Source organism: Dyadobacter diqingensis (assembly GCF_024220585.1).
Classification (GTDB): domain Bacteria; phylum Bacteroidota; class Bacteroidia; order Cytophagales; family Spirosomataceae; genus Dyadobacter; species Dyadobacter diqingensis.
In genome coordinates this window covers 201,588-218,361 of sequence record NZ_JAMXKF010000009.1, presented here as the reverse complement: position 1 = coordinate 218,361, position 16,774 = coordinate 201,588, and the positions used below count along the sequence as shown (strand labels likewise).

The window sequence follows — 16,774 nt, the reverse complement described above, 5'->3', positions numbered from 1 at the left end:
TTCCGATGAAATACTTTTTTGCACTCTTGTGTATGCTCATTTTATCCTGTGTGCAAGACGTTTTTGCACAGATTGGAGAGATCCGGGGAACGATTCTGACGCAAGACCGCAAATCTTTTGAAGGAGTACACGTTACCTTAAAAAATACCAAATACGGGACTACAACACACGCCAATGGCAAGTTCTCTATAAAAGCTCCGACAGGAACTTATACACTGATGGTAAGTATCCTCGGCAATGAAAAAAAAGAAATTCCCGTACATATCTCCGAAAATACACCGACGATTTTAGATGAAATACAACTGAACGAATCCGGTATCGCACTGGAAGACGCCGTAATCACGGGACAATTTGGAAAACAATCGCTGCGTAATTCCGTATTCCAGGTCAGAACGATTGACAGTGAACGCATCAAACTCAGAGGCGCAACCAACATTCAGACAATCCTGAACACCGAACTCGGCATACGCTTTTCCAATGACCCGACTTTGGGCACCACCGATATCCAGCTTATGGGTATGACCGGCCAAAGCGTGAAGATTTTACTGGACGGCATTCCCCTTGTTGACCGTGGAGCCACACGGGAAAGTCTGGGACAAATTGATATCAACACAATAGAACGTATAGAGATCGTAGAAGGCCCGATGTCTGTTATTTACGGTACCGATGCACTGGCAGGTGTAATCAATTTGATCACAAAAAAGAGTGACGGAAAAGATAACCTCTCAATTTCAGCGAGGACCCAGGAAGAAACCGTTGGTGATGAATATGATGCGTTCAGCAAAAAAGGCACGCACAACCAGAACATTGGGATAACCTGGCAAAAACAAGGATTTCACTTATCCGGAAGTATTACCCGCAACAATTTCGGTGGCTGGCAGGGAGATTCCAGTGGCCGGCAAAAAGCCTGGATGCCGAAAGAGCAGATGCTTTACACAGCAGGTCTCGGATATTCCAGACAAAAGTGGAATCTGTGGTACCGCTTCAACGGGACAGATGAAACGATCAAATTCCTGGGAAATATCAACTTACTGAATTCGGCAGGTGATAAAGACTATATCACCAAACGCTGGTTCCATCAGGCGCAGGGTGCTTATCAGGCGAATGAAAAACTGGGGTTCAGCGGCGCACTGTCTTACACGGATTATAGCCGCAGAACGCTGAGCACCAACATTGATTTTAACACAGGCAAACGCACGTTGACACTGGATGCCGCCAGTCAGGATAAATCCATTTTCACGACTTTATTTTTCAGAGGAACAGCGTTGTATAAAGTTAATCCCAATGTATCGCTACTTCCGGGTTTAGAAATCAACAACAACAATAGCAGCGGGCAACGCATCCTGGGATCACCAACGATTAACGAATATGCATTTTTCGTTTCGTCAGAGCTAAAAATCACACCGGCGATCAAACTGAGTCCGGGTGTTCGTTTTATCAAAAACTCGGTGTATGACGCACCTCCGGTGATTCCATCGTTGAACGCCAAGATTGAACTGAATAAATCCTTCGATCTGCGGATGGGTTATGCAAGAGGGTTCCGCTCACCTGCCCTGCGTGAATTGTATTTTGATTTTCACGATGCCTCACACTCGATCAACGGCAACGTAAACCTGAAAGCCGAATACTCCAATAGTTTCAATGCGTTTCTGACATGGCGGGCTATTGAAGATTCCAAACTTCGTATAACGTCAACACTAGGCGGTTTTTACAATGTTTTTCATGACCGTATCGATACCGGATTTGATCCCAACAATCCAACGCAGACGACTTATCTGAACATCAGTTTATTCAAAACGACGGGTGTAACGCTTGACAATAAATTCTATTGGAAAAACCTTACAGCCACATTAGGCGCAACTTACATTGGCAGTTACAATGAATTCAGCGAGGATGCAGAGCTGGATGAGAGCCTTCCTGAATTTGTCTGGTCTCCTGAAATCAATGCCAACTTCCTTTACAGCTTCCCAAAAATCGGAGCAACCCTTAACCTTTTCTATAAATACTCCGGCAAAAAACCTGCTTACGCCATTCTTGACACAACACCAATCACGGCAAGTCTGAGAAAAATAAGCGGGTACAGTATGGCCGATTTAACCCTTACCAAAACCATCGGCAAATATGTAAGCCTGATCGGCGGTGCAAAAAACCTGTTTGATCTTACAGCCATTAAAAACACCACCATCGGAACAGGACACGATGCCTCCGGTCCCGGCTTCAACGGCCGTTCCTACTTCCTGGGTTTAAACATCCAATGGTCTAAAAACTAATCTCATTACCCGTTTTAAATCAATCAAACAATTATGAACAAATTAATCAAACCTCTACTAGTCATTGCATTTCTGGGGATATTCAACGCCTGCAGCGATGATGATCCGCCACTACCGGACAACCTTGCTTCGTTTGAATCCACTGCAAAAGGTTTTGAAGGAGAAAGTGTGGACGTAAAAATCAATTTGAGCAGAGCGGCAGAATCGGCTGTCTCTATTTCCGTTGCACTTACGCCTACGCTATTAACGTACGGCACCCAATTTACAACCGAACCGGCTGCAACCAATAACACACTGGCTTTGACTGTTCCGGCGGGACAAACCAGCGCTACTTTCAAGGTCGTAAAAAAGACAGGCGTACTTTTAAACGGGGATGAAACCATTCAGTTTAAAATAGCTTCTGTGGCTTCTCCTGTCCTGATTGGTACCAACACAGAGCTGAAATTAAGTTTCAAAGCCATCATTTCCGAAGGAACGGCTATTCAACTTAACGGGATTGCAGCGGGTGAGGCTGGCTCAGCAGCAGGAAACTCAGTTTATCTGGATTTGAGCGGTAATACACAAACACCGGTTTTACGTGACAGCTGGGACCTTGGCTTCAACAGCGGAGCTGATTTCCGTGTGATTATTAACAATACGAACGGTGCTTCGGCAGTTCAGATCAATAAGTCTGATATCAACGCGGTTTCGGATAAAGATATCGATCTTACCACATTGGCAGTTGGCCAGGGTACAGGAACCTTTGCCTTATACGACGACGTAACCGGCGATCTTACCAAAACGGTTATTAAAGAAATTTCGGCCACCGATGCAGACAACAAGGTGTATGTAATCAACCGCGCTGGCGGATCAGGTTCTGTTCTTGCGGCTGACAAAATTTACAAAGTACGTATTTTGCGTAAAGGCACCGGTTACACGCTTCAGTATGCCAAACTGAATGAGACAACTTTCAAAACACTGGATGTGACCAAAGACGCTACCTACAACTTCCAGTTTGCTTCACTCGAAAAAGGTACTGCTGTAAGTGTTGAGCCGGCAAAAGCACGTTGGGATATCGTTTGGGGTTATAGTCTATATTTCACAGGTCCTACTCCGTATGCATTCTCTGACCTTGTGTTTATCAACCACCGCGCAGGTGTAACGGCAGCCGAAGTACTCACATCGACTGCAACATACGACGCTTATGCAGAAAGTAACGTGAGCACAACCACTTTCGTAGCGGACCGCGACGTAATCGGATCGAAATGGAGAGTAACCTCCGGCGGCACGGTAGGTGTAAAAACGGATCGCTTTTATGTAATCAAAGACGCTGCCGGCAATGTATACAAACTTAGATTTATCAACTTCCACGCAAGTGACGGCGGTGAAAGAGGTAAACCGAAACTTGAATACAAACTGGTAAAAAAAGGAGCCTGATCATTTTCAACTATTCCGACCCATCAGAGAGATAAGGCTTCATGCCTTTCTCTCTGATTTTTGGATTTAAAACGATATAAAATGCTTACTTCACTCATTCTCTCTGTTTCCACCTTATTCAATCCGGCACATGCAGAGGCACTTTCAGGTTATCATCAAACAGCAGAAATCATCGCAGCCTCAACAAGCAAAGCGGAGATCCGTGTCATCAAAGATTTCAGTGCGGTGACCAAACCCAATACCTATAATTATTTCAGCCTCACAACCGGCTCGGAGGTATCTATGGATGATGCGAAAACCAATAAATGGGACCTGGCATTCAGCGGGACTACAATTCTGGTAAATGGCGGCACGAGCGGACCAGGACAAGGTGGTGCAGTTGTTCTTGAAAAACCATTTGATTCGCTTTCCGAAGTGCCAAAAGATGGTTACAAAACCGACGGCGCCTCGGGTAACGCCATTGCAGGCGGCAGCGGGAACTCCTGGTACAAATACGATATGACTGTTCATGCCATTCTTCCGATTGTCGGACGGACCATCGTGGTCAAAACGGCAGAAGGCAAATTTGCCAAAATTGAATTTATCAGTTATTACAAAGGCGCCCCCGAAGAGGTCCCAACCGAAGAGTCAAAATACTATACATTCAGATATGTTCTGGCAGATCAAAACGGTAAGTTCTGATACCTGAGCCAGTATAAAATAGCCGTTCACAACCTGATCAGTGTGAACGGCTATCAAAAAAATCATTTCTGGTACTTCCAGTTACGCTGTTTCCCCTCTTCCATCCATTCGATCGCCTGCTCCATTCTTTTATTCCGGGTCGTCTCGCTTTTTGCTTCCGTAATCCATTCCACATATTCCTTTTTCTGCGAATAACTGAAACGCCCAAAGGTCTCCGACGCAAGCGGATTGGTATTAATCGCTTCTGTAAAATATTCCGGAACGACCAATTCCTTCGGTTCCTTTGACGCGGATTCTTTTACAGGTTTAATACCCTTATCAATCAGGGCCATCGCTTCGTGAATAAAACCCACAAGTTTTTCCTCCGAAGGAAGATCCTCAATTTTTGTTATCCTGCCGAGCTGCCCCATAGAATTCTTCTCGGTACCGCTTGCCAGTACATGATCCGGATCTGTCAAAAGAGAGCCCAGCCAGAAACCAAATGCACAATGTTGTTTGAAGGACGCCATGTTGCACAAATTATAATTTTTGTACTCAAAAAAAGGCATGCTCCACTTCATGGTTTCATGTACATCCGGACAGGATCCATGAACGATTTCTCTTAGATAATCCAATATAGGTATAGCAAAATCGGCTGATTTTACGATGTAGGTGTCAATTCGAGAATCTTTTGTACTCATCGGTCGGTTAAAATTCTAATCAGGAAACAGACGAATCCCGGCAAAACAATCAGATACTAATTTTCAAGAATTTTCTTTAAATTTTTGAGCCCGTCAGAGAAATCCTTTCCGACAGAATCTTCCATGCCCATAAACGGCAGGAACACATTCATAGGAATTGGCATCTTTCCCGAAAATCCCCACTTGACCCTCGTCTGTTCAGGGCCAACGACTTCCGTGATCATATAAGCATCATTCGTGGATTCAAAAGGTTTGATAAATCGTAGTTCCGTATCAATCCGTTCGCCCTCGGTAATTTTCTTGATTTCCTGCTCTCCCGTACCCACTTCCTCATTCCCTTCCCATCTGGATGTATAACCAACGGTGCCGTCGGTACCTTTAAAAGTCTTTTTGACATTAGGGTCTTTAGCCATCCAAACACTCCAGTTATCCTGGTTCTTTAAGGATTTGAGATAGGCAAAAACCTCAGGTTTTGGTTTGTTGATCAATATTTCGCGTTCGACAGCATAATTTTTGGGCATTAAGATGGCTGCGATGATAAAAACGGCGAGCAAACCAAGGATTGTGTAGAGCACTTTTTTCATGACTGGATTAGTTTTAGGTGAATAAATGAATTTATATTTTACTTCATCAATATCTTCAATCCTCTCCATATTGCTCATTCCGGCTTTTTCAAGAACCCGGATTGAGGCCATATTTTCCACATTCACAAAAGCAACGACTGCCGGTGCACCAAATTTGCGAACAGAAAACCCGATCAGGTATTTTGCAATTTCAGTGGCAACGCCCTGTCCCCAATACTCTTCCATGATGCGGTAACCTATTTCTACCTCCTCGCCATAAGCTTCAAGTTTAGCCGCTCCAACCAATGCGCCCGTTTTCCGGTCTTCCACTAAATATCTCCCAAAATAAGTGTCCGTTTCGTTCTCTTTCAGGATCAGCTTTAACATTTCGTCGGATTCATGACGGCTCAACGCGAAACCGGTCACAAATTTCATTACCCTTGCATTATTACTCAGTCTGAAATATTTATCACCGTCTGCTGCTGTCATTTTTGTTAAAATAAACCGCCGCGTCTTTATCCTAAAAACTTTCATACATTAAAAGAACGTCACGTAAATTAAAAAGTAACATTCAGAATTTCAAACGATTAAATAATTTAACAATAGATTACGAAATATACATTTTGTAATTAAAAATTTCATTAGATGCACTCTTTTTATTTTTGAGTTACATAACTAAGGCAAAACATACACAAATCTAAAAGTAACAGGCAGGTAATTAAATATTACTTTCGGGTAGATTTTCGATTACGGAACCGGTAATTTGCTTAAATAATTTATAATGTTTCCCCTCAAACTATATCAGCAGGATTTAAAAGACACCATCCGGTTAAGTATTCCCATCGTCGTTGCCCAGCTGGGCGTCGTGCTTATGGGTATGACCGACAATATCATGGTCGGACGTATGCTTGGGGCTGTTCCTCTCGGTGCTGCTGGCCTGGCCAACTCGATCACCCATATGATCTGCTCGATTGGTATTGGATCACTTTCCATTGTTTCGGCTCTTGTGGCGCAGTCGAACGGGCGTGATGACAAAGCCGAGATCAATAAACTTTTTAAAGCCGGAATTAAAGCTTCGTTGCTTTTAGGGCTGATTTTGGGCGCAATTAGTTTACTCGTTGCCTGGCAATTCGATATTTTTCAGCAAACAGCACAGGTTACAGCGCTGGCCAGGCCGTTCATGATTATTCTGGTTATCTCCAATATTCCATTGTTCTTGTTTATAGCGCAGAGACAGCTTTGCGACGGTCTGGCCAATCCGAAAGTGGCGATGTACATCACCGTTTCGGCACTGATCATCAACCTGATCCTTAACTACGTTTTCATTAATTGGTTCGGACTCAACGGTGCGGCTGTGGCCACATTGTTCGCCCGGATTTTCATGGCCATTGCGATATGGATTTATATCAAACGCTCTGAATTTTTCAAACCTTACTTTGATTTCCAAAACTTAAAGGATTCTGGCAATGAGCTGATCAAAAAAATTCTGCGTCTGGGTGTTCCGGGCGGATTCCAGTTTTTCTTTGAAATCGCTGCTTTTGCCTCAGCCGTTGTCATGATCGGCTGGCTCGGAGAAGCACCACTCGCGGCCCATCAAATTGCGATCAATCTCGCATCGACCACCTACATGATGGCCACGGGAATTGCCTCAGCGGGCAGCATTCGCGTTGGCTTGGCATTGGGGCAGAAAAGTCTTGATGCCGTCAGACGCGCCGGATCCGCCGCCTTTGTGACAACCATCCTACTAATGGGATTAAGCTGTTTGTTGTTCCTCACAGCCAATGAATGGCTTGTCAGTTTGTACATACGCGACAATGTGGATGTTACCAGCATCGCCACCGGCCTTGTGATCATTGCCGGATTTTTCCAATTTTCAGACGGCATACAGGTCACTGCACTTGGTTCCCTTCGCGGCATTGCAGACGTAAACATTCCTACGATTATTACACTTTTCGCTTACTGGATACTGGCGCTTCCACTTAGTTACGTCCTTGCATTTCATGCCGGTATGAACGTCACAGGCGTATGGCTCGGGCTCTCGGCGGGGCTTACGGTTTCAGCGCTTTTGCTGACCATACGTTTTTTCAGGAAAGTAAAGACCGTAAATATCCACGAAGAGAAAGACAATCAGCCAGTTACCTTTCATTAAAAAATTTAAGCACGTTGGTATCAATCCACCACGATCACCCGTTAATTAGAAAAACATTAAAATCTGTTAACAGTCGTTAACAACTCAAAAAATTTGGTTATACCATTTGAATTATTATATTTGAACAATTGGATCCCATTATTGTATTTCCAACTAATTAGTGCCAACCATTCTTGAATTCATTATAAAAGTATGAATTTTTTAATGTACTGATACAAGTCAGCACCATGCTAAAAAGAACTTTTGTATTGTTTTTTTGTATTGGGCAGATTCTTGCCTCTGCGCTGTTCTCCGAACAGGCAGAAGCGTCGTGCAGATCTACATTAAGAATAAAACGTCTTTCTTCTTTTGCCGTCTTCCCGAAAGCACAGGAAGATATTATTGAAATTGACGACTCCATTTGCCTGAAACAAACTTTTGTCAAGGCCGATGAGTTTGAATGGAAAGAAAGTATCACGGACCTGCTTCGGCACCGGACTTCGAGCTACCGCTTTATCTGCTTCGAATCCGTCCCTTCTGAATACTTTCATTTTTCGTCCAAATCAGTCGTAAGACATTACACCACGCAGGTTATCGGTTCCATTAAGGGATTACTTACCCTGCCTGACTATTACAGTTTCCTTCATCGTCTTTGCCCGTTCTAACACCCGGCCGCAACACCATGCCGTAGGATAATCTCCTGCCGCATCCATTTATTTTTAGCCGCAAATTTTCTTTCAGGGACCTAACAGACATCAAAATGCCTGCGTGTCAGCGCATGTTTCATTTTGTCTGTCCCGCCACTTATTCCGTGACCAATCACGGAACTAAAACCATGCGCTAAAACAAATCCAAATCCCTTTTACCATATTAATTTTCAATTACTTACTACGCATCATGAAAAATTACAACTGGTCTTTTTTGTTGGGCATAGGCCTGTTCGCTACCGGGTGTGCTACGCAAAGCAAAGACTCCTCAGAAATTAAAGATTCAATTCCGACGATCCCTGTAACGGAGTTGAAACAACAGAAAACCGATCTTCACAGGGAATATGTGAGTGATATTCATGCGGTTAAAAACGTTGAAATTTATGCCCGCGTAAAAGGATACCTCGAGGAGGTTTATGTTGATGAGGGAAAGGAAGTAAAAAAAGGACAGATACTTTTCCGTATCAATAATGAGGAATATGCCGCCGAACTTGCCAAGGCAAATGCCATTCTGCAAAGCGCAATCGCTGATGCAAAAGGCGCAGAACTGGAAGTGGGCAGGGTAAAAATGCTGGTCGAAAAAAATGTGGTTTCCAAAACGGAACTGGAAGTGGCCAAAGCAAAATATGCAGCGGTAACAGCCCGGATCGAGGAAGCACGTTCCATGAAATCCAACGCATCCATACAGCTTGCACAAACGCAGATCAAAGCACCTTTCGACGGGATGGTCGACCGCCTTCCTTTCAAAATAGGCAGTTTGATCAACGAGGGGACTTTACTGACTTCCCTATCCGATACAAGGAATATCTATGCCTATTTTAACGTATCAGAAAACGAATATCTTGAATATGTAAAAGCAAGAGGAAAAACGACTGGCAAAGATGCCGTGGTAGAACTGGAACTTGCTGACGGCTCTTATTTCCGCCATAAGGGTACCATTGAAACAATGGAAGGTGAATTTGACGAAGGGACCGGTTCTATCGCCTTCCGCGCCAAGTTTGCCAATCCTGAAAAATTGCTTAAACATGGCTCTACCGGTACGATCCGCCTGACGAACACGCTGGATAATGCGATTTTGATACCTCAAAAGGCTGCTTTTGAAATTCAGGACAAGAGTTTCGTTTATGTCGTTGATAAAGACAACAAAGTAAAAACCAGAAGTTTCGTACCCAAATCAAGAACATCAACTTATTACGTCGTAAAATCGGGGCTGGAAGCAGGCGATAAAATTGTTTATGAAGGAATTCAGGGATTAAAGGAAGGTGTGACCATCAACCCTAAAACGGTTTCCATGGACACGCTGAACGTTGCAGCAAAGGGAATTGAACTTAGCGCACGTTAAAAATTTCCTAAGTCTTATCTGAATTAAATCTTATGTTTGAAACTTTCATAAAACGACCAGTGCTCTCACTGGTCATATCGATCTTTATTACCCTGCTGGGAATTTTGGCCCTCACAGAATTGCCAATAACCCAGTTCCCGGACATCGTTCCGCCGTCCGTAGTCGTTACTGCGAAGTACACAGGGGCCAATGCGGAGGTTTGTGCCAAAGCCGTGGCTACGCCACTGGAAAGGGCCATCAACGGGGTTCCCGGCATGACGTATATGTCATCCGTTTCAAGTAATAACGGAGTTACACTGATCTCCATTTCCTTTAAGGTGGGCACCGATCCCGATCTGGCGGCAGTGAACGTCCAAAACCGTGTACAAACCGTTATTGACGAGCTTCCTGAGGAGGTTATCAAGGCAGGGGTGACCACGGAAAAAGAGGTGAACAGTATGCTCATGTATCTGGATATCATGAGCTCCGACACCGCTGTTGATGAACGTTTTGTTTATAACTTTTCCGATATCAACGTACTTGCCGAATTAAAAAGAATTGATGGTGTCGGTTTTGCCGAGATCATGGGAAGTAAGGATTATTCGATGCGTATCTGGCTGAAACCGGATCGAATGGTTGGTTATGATGTGTCAGCAGATGAGGTTATTGAGGCCATTCGTGGTCAGAATGTGGAAGCAGCTCCCGGAAAAACGGGCGTAAGTTCCGGTAAAGAAACCCAGATGCTGCAATATGTTTTGCGCTATACCGGTAAAATGTTTGAGCCAAAACAATATGAAGATATTGTGGTCAGAGCCAATGCGGACGGCTCTGTATTGAAGCTAAAAGATGTCGCCGACATCGAATTTGGCTCCCTGGATTATAACATGACCTCCAAGTCGGATGGCCGGCCATCTGCGTCGATCATGCTGAAACAACGTCCCGGGTCCAACGCCCGTGACGTTATTGCCAATGTAAAAAAACGTGTAGCCGAGTTGAAGGAAACGTCTTTTCCACCGAACATGGATTACACGATATCGTATGACGTTTCAAGATTTTTGGATGCATCCATCCACGAGGTAATCAGGACACTGATCGAGGCATTTATTCTGGTTATTATCATTGTATATATATTTTTACAGGATTTCCGGTCGACACTTATCCCGGCGCTGGCGGTACCTGTGGCTTTGATCGGTACGTTCTTCTTCATGCAGATGTTCGGATTTTCGATTAATTTGCTTACACTGTTTGCACTGGTACTGGCCATTGGTATCGTCGTCGATAATGCCATTGTCGTCGTCGAGGCCGTCCATGCAAAAATGGCTGAGAAACATCTCAACGCCATGGATGCCACTATTGAGGCGATGAAGGAAATGACGGGTGCTATTATTGCAATCACCCTGGTGATGTCGGCCGTGTTCGTTCCGGTGGCATTTATGTCCGGGCCGGTAGGTATTTTCTACCGACAGTTTTCTGTGACCCTCGCGATTTCCATCGTTATTTCCGGTATCAATGCCTTGACATTAACGCCGGCCTTGTGTGCCCTGATGCTTAAAAACACCCATGGTACGCCGCAGAAAAACACGCCGCTCCAAAGATTTTTCAACGGTTTTAACCGGGGTTATGATTCGATTTCGAATAAATACCGCAGCCTGCTTGGCTCCATCATCAACCGCCGGACGGTTACCATCGGGCTGCTTATTGCATTCTGTGTAGGCACCTGGGGGGTAAACAGCATTTTACCTACCGGATTTATTCCAACGGAAGATCAGGGGATGTTGTATGTCAACGTGACCACACCCGTTGGCGCGACGGTGGAAAGGACAGAAGTGGTTCTGGATGAAATTCAGAAAGTGGCGGAAAGCTTTGACGAGGTTGAGTCCGTTGCTACGCTGGCAGGTTATAGCTTAATGACCGAATCCGCGGGAGCTTCTTACGGTATGGGTATGATTAACCTGAAACCGTGGGAAAACCGTACCGCTTCGGTACAGGATATGATCAACCGGATGAAAGAGAAAACCAAGCATGTGACCGATGCCGATATCCAGTTTTTCCCTCCTCCTACCGTACCGGGTTTCGGTAATTCGAGTGGTTTTGAACTTCGTTTGCAGGACCGCACCGGGAAAGGTGATTTACAGCAAACAGCAAAGGTTACCAATGATTTTATCAAGGCACTCGCGGACTCACCCGAGATCAACGCAGCTTTCACAAGTTTCGACGCCAGTTTCCCGCAATACATGATCCATGTAGATGCTGATATGGCGGCTAAAAAAGGTGTCAGCGTTGACAATGCAATGAGCACTCTCCAGACGCTTGTCGGTAGCTTTTATGCCTCCAACTTTATCCGTTTTGGCCAGATGTACAAGGTAATGGTACAGGCCGAACCGAGTGCACGTAAAAACCCGGAGGATATTCTAAAACTTTATGTAAAAAATAACCGTGGCGAAATGGTACCCTTTTCCACGTTCATCAAACTTGAAAGGGTTTACGGACCAGAACAGCTGACCCGTTACAACATGTTTACGTCTGCGATGATCAACGGAGATGCAGCACCGGGTTACAGTAGCGGGGATGCGATTAAAGCCGTTGAAAGGGTTGCTAAGGAGTCCCTGCCCAAAGGATATACCTATGACTGGTCGGGGATGACGAGAGAGGAAATTCTTTCGGGCAATCAGGCGGTTTACATTTTCATGATCTGTCTTTTGTTTGTATACCTTTTGCTCGCGGCACAATACGAAAGCTTCCTGTTACCACTGCCTGTAATCCTTTCTTTGCCAACGGGTATTTTCGGAGCCTTCCTGGCCCTGAAATTACTGGGACTGGAAAACAATATTTATGCGCAGGTTTCTCTGGTTATGCTGATCGGACTTCTCGGGAAAAACGCAATTTTGATTATTGAGTACGCCATACTCCGGCAAAAAGAAGGACGTACCGTTTTTGAAGCCGCGCTCGAAGGAGCAACAGAAAGGTTACGCCCTATCCTGATGACTTCCTTTGCCTTCATTGCGGGTCTAATTCCACTCTGTATCGCTTCCGGTGCAGGTGCGCTGGGCAACAGGTCTATTGGTACGGCTGCGGCCGGAGGGATGTTAATCGGGACCTTGTTCGGGGTTGTCATCATCCCCGGATTGTACGTGCTGTTTGCAACGCTGGCACTTCCTAAAAAACCTTCTTCCCCAAAACTGGAAAAAGAGGAAGCCTTGCTCCATTAATCCCACCCGCTTATTCAGGCAGTTATGGTCACAAAACCGTAACTGCCATTATATTAATTGCATTCATTGGATGAAAACAAATAAAAAAATTTACAACACCCTTCTTGTCACCGCAATTGTTTGCCTGAGCGGGTGTAAAGTAATGCAGCCTGTCAAACATGCTTCTTCTATAAAAGCACCCGAAACTTTTGAAAGTCAGACAGACTCGACGGGTATAGGCGCGATACGGTGGAAGGATTTTTTCAAAGACCCGAATCTGGTTGCGTTGATTGACACGGCTCTACTGAATAACCCTGATTTAAAAATGGCCGTTCAGCGCATTGAAATGGCCAGGACCAATATCATGGTCGCTCAGGGCGCTTTACTGCCATCGGTAAATGCCGAAATTTCGGGCGGCGGCCGCAAGTTTGGCGACTATACCATGGATGGTGTAGGTAATTATGATACCAATTTTTCAGAAAACATCGACGCAGACAGAAGGTTGCCGGCTCCGTTCATGCCTGATTATTTTACCGGATTGCGTAGTTCATGGGAAATTGATATCTGGGGTAAATTGAAAACGCAGAAAAAGGCTGCTTATACACGTTTCCTTGCTTCTGAAAAAGGAAGGCATCTGGTCACGACCAGTCTCATCGCGCAGGTTGCCCGGCTTTACTACGAACTGCTGGCCATGGATTTGGAACTGGTTATTATCAGGAAGAATATTACGCTGCAACAGTCGGCCGTTGAAAATATCAAAATACAAAAAGAAGGCGGCAGGGCAAATGAACTTGGTGTGCGCCAATTCACAGCGCAGCTTTTAAATACACAAAGTCTGGAAATCCAGATTAACCAGCGGATTGTAGAAGCAGAAAATTCGCTAAATCTTTTACTGGGTCGTTTTCCGCAGAAAATTCAGCGGGGTGGCAGACTGGATGAAAATCTCCCGGAACGCGTTCAGGCCGGAATACCTTCCAAAATGCTTATCAGACGTCCGGATATCCAGCAGGCGGAGCTGGAATTATTAGCCAATCATGCGGATTTGCAGGCAGCCCGACTGGCCTTTCTTCCGTCCCTGAATATTACGGGCATGCTGGGTTTTAATGCGTTTAAGGGTTCGTTATTGTTCAATTCCGGATCGATCGCTTACAGTGCTTTGGGTGGATTGGCAGCGCCTATTTTTAACAGAAAAGCACTTAAAGCCGGACAAAAACGGCTGGAAGCTGCAAGCATCGAATCGCTGTATGCCTATAACAAAGCAATTCTCACCGGTTTTCAGGAGGTAAGTACAAGTCTGAAAAAGATAGATAACACTAAAAAATTAGCGGATTTCAAAAAGCAGGAAGTGGACGTTCTGCAACAGGCCGTTGTCACTTCACGTGATCTTTTCCTGACAGGTTATGCCACATATCTGGAAATTATCACCGCACAAAAGACGGTGTTGGAAGCGGAGTTATCATTAACAGATGTTCAGAAAGATCAACATCTTGCGCTGATCGAATTGTACCGATCGCTGGGCGGAGGCTGGGAATAAACATCTCTTCCACGGATTGAAATCCGTGGCAATAAGATCGGTCGTGCCCAGGGCACTGGGTGATCCTCAGTTTTGAACAAGGTTTGGGAAAAAAAATAACACAGCAGGTTATCCCGCTGTGTTATTTTTTGCCTGTATCTTTTATTAAAACTTACTTCTTTTTGGTTCCTGCCAGACTTGGCTCTTTTGAAATAATGATCAGGTCTGTAAGCATCCGTCCGGTTTCAGTGATATAGATATCCTTTTTCTTTTTCGCTTCCTTCGGTGCTTCGGCAGCTACTTTTGTATCCGCTTCGTCTTCATCATCCTCGGCGTCTTCTCCAAGTTGTTTCAACGCAGCACGTTTCTTTTCCGCCTCATCACGCTCGATTTTACGTTTTGACTCTTGTAGAGAAACCACTTTATTCTCACGTGCCTTCTTAAATTCGTCAATCGTTTTTACCAGCGTTTTAAGTTCTTCGTCTGATTTAAGGCGTTGCTTATACTTGTCACGAAGCTGACCTACGATTTTTTCGTTGATATTGTTCGTTGATTCGTATTTAGAAGAAGGAATCTGATCCCATGGCAATGCGCTTGGCTGCGATCCTTCACCATATTCATTCACCTTAAATGCTGACGGCAATTCCAGGTCAGGCATTACACCTTTCAGCTGCGTGCTGCTTCCGTTGATACGGTAGAACTTCGCAACCGTCAGTTTAACCTGTCCAAGTTGATCCGTTTCTTTCGGAGCCCACTGGTTAAGATCGATCAATGTCTGAACTGTTCCTTTACCATAAGTTTGCTCACCAACGATAATTCCACGTTTGTAATCCTGGATAGCAGCTGCAAAAATTTCGGAAGCCGAAGCACTGAAACGGTTCACCATAACTGCCATTGGGCCATTGTAGGCAACCATCGGGTCATTGTCCGTTTCCACCTGAATATCGCCTTGTCCCTCTTTCACCTGAACAACCGGTCCTTTATTGATAAACAAACCTGTCAGAGAAACTGCTTCAGTTAATGAACCACCACCGTTATTACGCAGGTCGATCACGATACCATCGACATTTTCTCCCTGCAATTCAGTGATCAGTTTCTGAACGTCACGGGTTGTGCTCGAAAATTCTTTTTCTTTCTGTTGAGCTCCTTCAAAGTCACGGTAGAACAAAGGAATATCGATCACACCAATTTTGTAATCCTTGTTACCGGAGTTGATGGAAACAATTTCTTTTTTGGCGCGCGAATCTTCCAATTTGATTTTTTCACGAACCAATCTGATTTCCTTTGGAGGTGTGCTTGAAAGCGCATCTGCCGAAACGATCTGCAAACGAACCACAGTTCCCTTCGGACCTTTGATGAGCTTAACCGCATCGTCAACGAACCAGCCAACAAGGTCAACAAATTTCCCGTCGTCACCCTGGGCAACACCGATGATCTTATCTTCCTTCTTAAGCTGTTTTCCTTTAAATGCAGGACCACCCGGAACGACTTCAACGATTTTGATATAATTATCTTCCTCACGAAGTAACGCACCGATACCTTCTACCGACTGGCTCATTTCCTGCTTGAAACGGTCTGCCGACGTAGGCGCCATGTAACTTGTATGCGGATCCAGAGACTCGGCATACGCGTTCATGAACATCTGGAAAACCTGCTCCGTACGGATACGGCTCAAACCACGGTCACGGTTTTTATACCGGTCACTCAAAGTTTTCACAACGGACGAATCCGGCTTTCCGGCCAGTTTCAGATCCAGCGCTTCACTTTTCAGGTATTTTCTCCAGGTATCGTTCAGCTCATCATTTGACTTCGCCCACGCCACCTTATCACGATCCGTGTTCAGTGATTCGTCTACGGTATAATCAAATGGCTTCGGCGTTTTCAGAAGTGTCTGGATATATTCGCTTCTTTCCTGATAACGCTTTCTGAAAAGGTTATACATGTTAAAAGGAATATCCAGCTCACGTTTTTGCAAAAAGTCATCGAAAGAGTACCTGTATTTTTCGAATTCCGCCATATCCGAGGCCAGATAATACAATCGACCATGGTCAATACCGTCAATGTATTTATCGAAAATTGCCGACGACAATGAATCGGTCAGCTTCGTTTTCCGATAATGATAATTTGAAAGTATTCTTGTCGAAAGCTCTTCCGCTTTATACTGGGCTGCGGTCGGCTTGATATCTTCCGCTAACGAAGTTTCCGTAGTGACGATTGCATTTTGCTGTACGGGACCTCGCTGCCAGCCAAGTAATACAACAGGAATAAGAGTGATTAGGTACTTTTTCATTCGTCGAATTTTTGTTA

Annotated in this window: 11 protein-coding genes; 8 read left to right on the top strand and 3 right to left on the bottom strand. The window is 44.7% G+C overall.

Annotated elements, in window-relative coordinates; genetic code table 11:
- The first annotated feature begins 5 nt into the window (after positions 1-5).
- The 3 genes from M1L62_RS22500 to M1L62_RS22490 all read left to right on the top strand — a co-directional run bounded on the left by M1L62_RS22500 (position 6) and on the right by M1L62_RS22490 (position 4,367).
- A complete protein-coding gene (locus M1L62_RS22500) occupies positions 6-2,270 on the top strand; it encodes a TonB-dependent receptor (protein ID WP_254561878.1) in 2,265 nt (754 codons plus the stop codon).
- A gap of 33 nt (positions 2,271-2,303) precedes the next feature.
- Positions 2,304-3,686, top strand: coding sequence for an HmuY family protein (locus M1L62_RS22495; RefSeq protein WP_254561877.1), 1,383 nt, complete (start codon positions 2,304-2,306; stop codon positions 3,684-3,686).
- A gap of 81 nt (positions 3,687-3,767) precedes the next feature.
- Entirely contained in the window at positions 3,768-4,367 is a 600-nt protein-coding gene (locus tag M1L62_RS22490) for an HmuY family protein (protein ID WP_254561876.1), read from the top strand.
- 62 nt (positions 4,368-4,429) lie between these two features.
- On the opposite strand, the gene M1L62_RS22485 is transcribed toward M1L62_RS22490, so the two are convergent.
- Together M1L62_RS22485 and M1L62_RS22480 are read right to left on the bottom strand one after the other, a co-directional pair.
- The gene (locus M1L62_RS22485) at positions 4,430-5,047 is read right to left on the bottom strand and encodes a YdeI/OmpD-associated family protein (RefSeq protein ID WP_254561875.1); all 618 of its coding nucleotides are present in this window, start codon (positions 5,045-5,047) and stop codon (positions 4,430-4,432) included.
- A 56-nt stretch (positions 5,048-5,103) separates the two neighbouring features.
- Positions 5,104-6,144: a GNAT family N-acetyltransferase gene (locus tag M1L62_RS22480; protein ID WP_256527755.1), complete on the bottom strand. Its 1,041-nt coding sequence runs from the start codon at positions 6,142-6,144 to the stop codon at positions 5,104-5,106.
- 247 nt (positions 6,145-6,391) lie between these two features.
- On the opposite strand from M1L62_RS22480, the gene M1L62_RS22475 reads away from it, so the two are divergent.
- The 5 genes from M1L62_RS22475 (at position 6,392) to M1L62_RS22455 (ending at position 14,488) form a co-directional block, all read left to right on the top strand.
- Entirely contained in the window at positions 6,392-7,759 is a 1,368-nt protein-coding gene (locus M1L62_RS22475; RefSeq protein WP_254561873.1) for an MATE family efflux transporter, read from the top strand.
- Positions 7,760-7,986: 227 nt separating this feature from the next.
- Positions 7,987-8,403 (top strand): DUF4209 domain-containing protein, encoded by a 417-nt coding sequence (locus tag M1L62_RS22470; RefSeq protein ID WP_254561872.1) that lies wholly within the window; start codon positions 7,987-7,989, stop codon positions 8,401-8,403.
- Positions 8,404-8,635: 232 nt separating this feature from the next.
- Positions 8,636-9,787 carry an efflux RND transporter periplasmic adaptor subunit gene (locus tag M1L62_RS22465; protein ID WP_254561871.1) on the top strand — a complete coding sequence of 384 codons (1,152 nt, stop codon included), beginning with the start codon at positions 8,636-8,638 and terminating at the stop codon, positions 9,785-9,787.
- A gap of 32 nt (positions 9,788-9,819) precedes the next feature.
- Entirely contained in the window at positions 9,820-12,975 is a 3,156-nt protein-coding gene (locus M1L62_RS22460) for an efflux RND transporter permease subunit (protein WP_254561870.1), read from the top strand.
- A gap of 70 nt (positions 12,976-13,045) precedes the next feature.
- Positions 13,046-14,488, top strand: a complete 1,443-nt coding sequence (locus tag M1L62_RS22455) for a TolC family protein (RefSeq protein ID WP_254561869.1) — start codon at positions 13,046-13,048, stop codon at positions 14,486-14,488.
- Between the two features lie 151 nt (positions 14,489-14,639).
- On the opposite strand, the gene M1L62_RS22450 is transcribed toward M1L62_RS22455, so the two are convergent.
- Positions 14,640-16,757, bottom strand: coding sequence for a carboxy terminal-processing peptidase (locus M1L62_RS22450; protein WP_254561868.1), 2,118 nt, complete (start codon positions 16,755-16,757; stop codon positions 14,640-14,642).
- Positions 16,758-16,774: the final 17 nt, after the last annotated feature.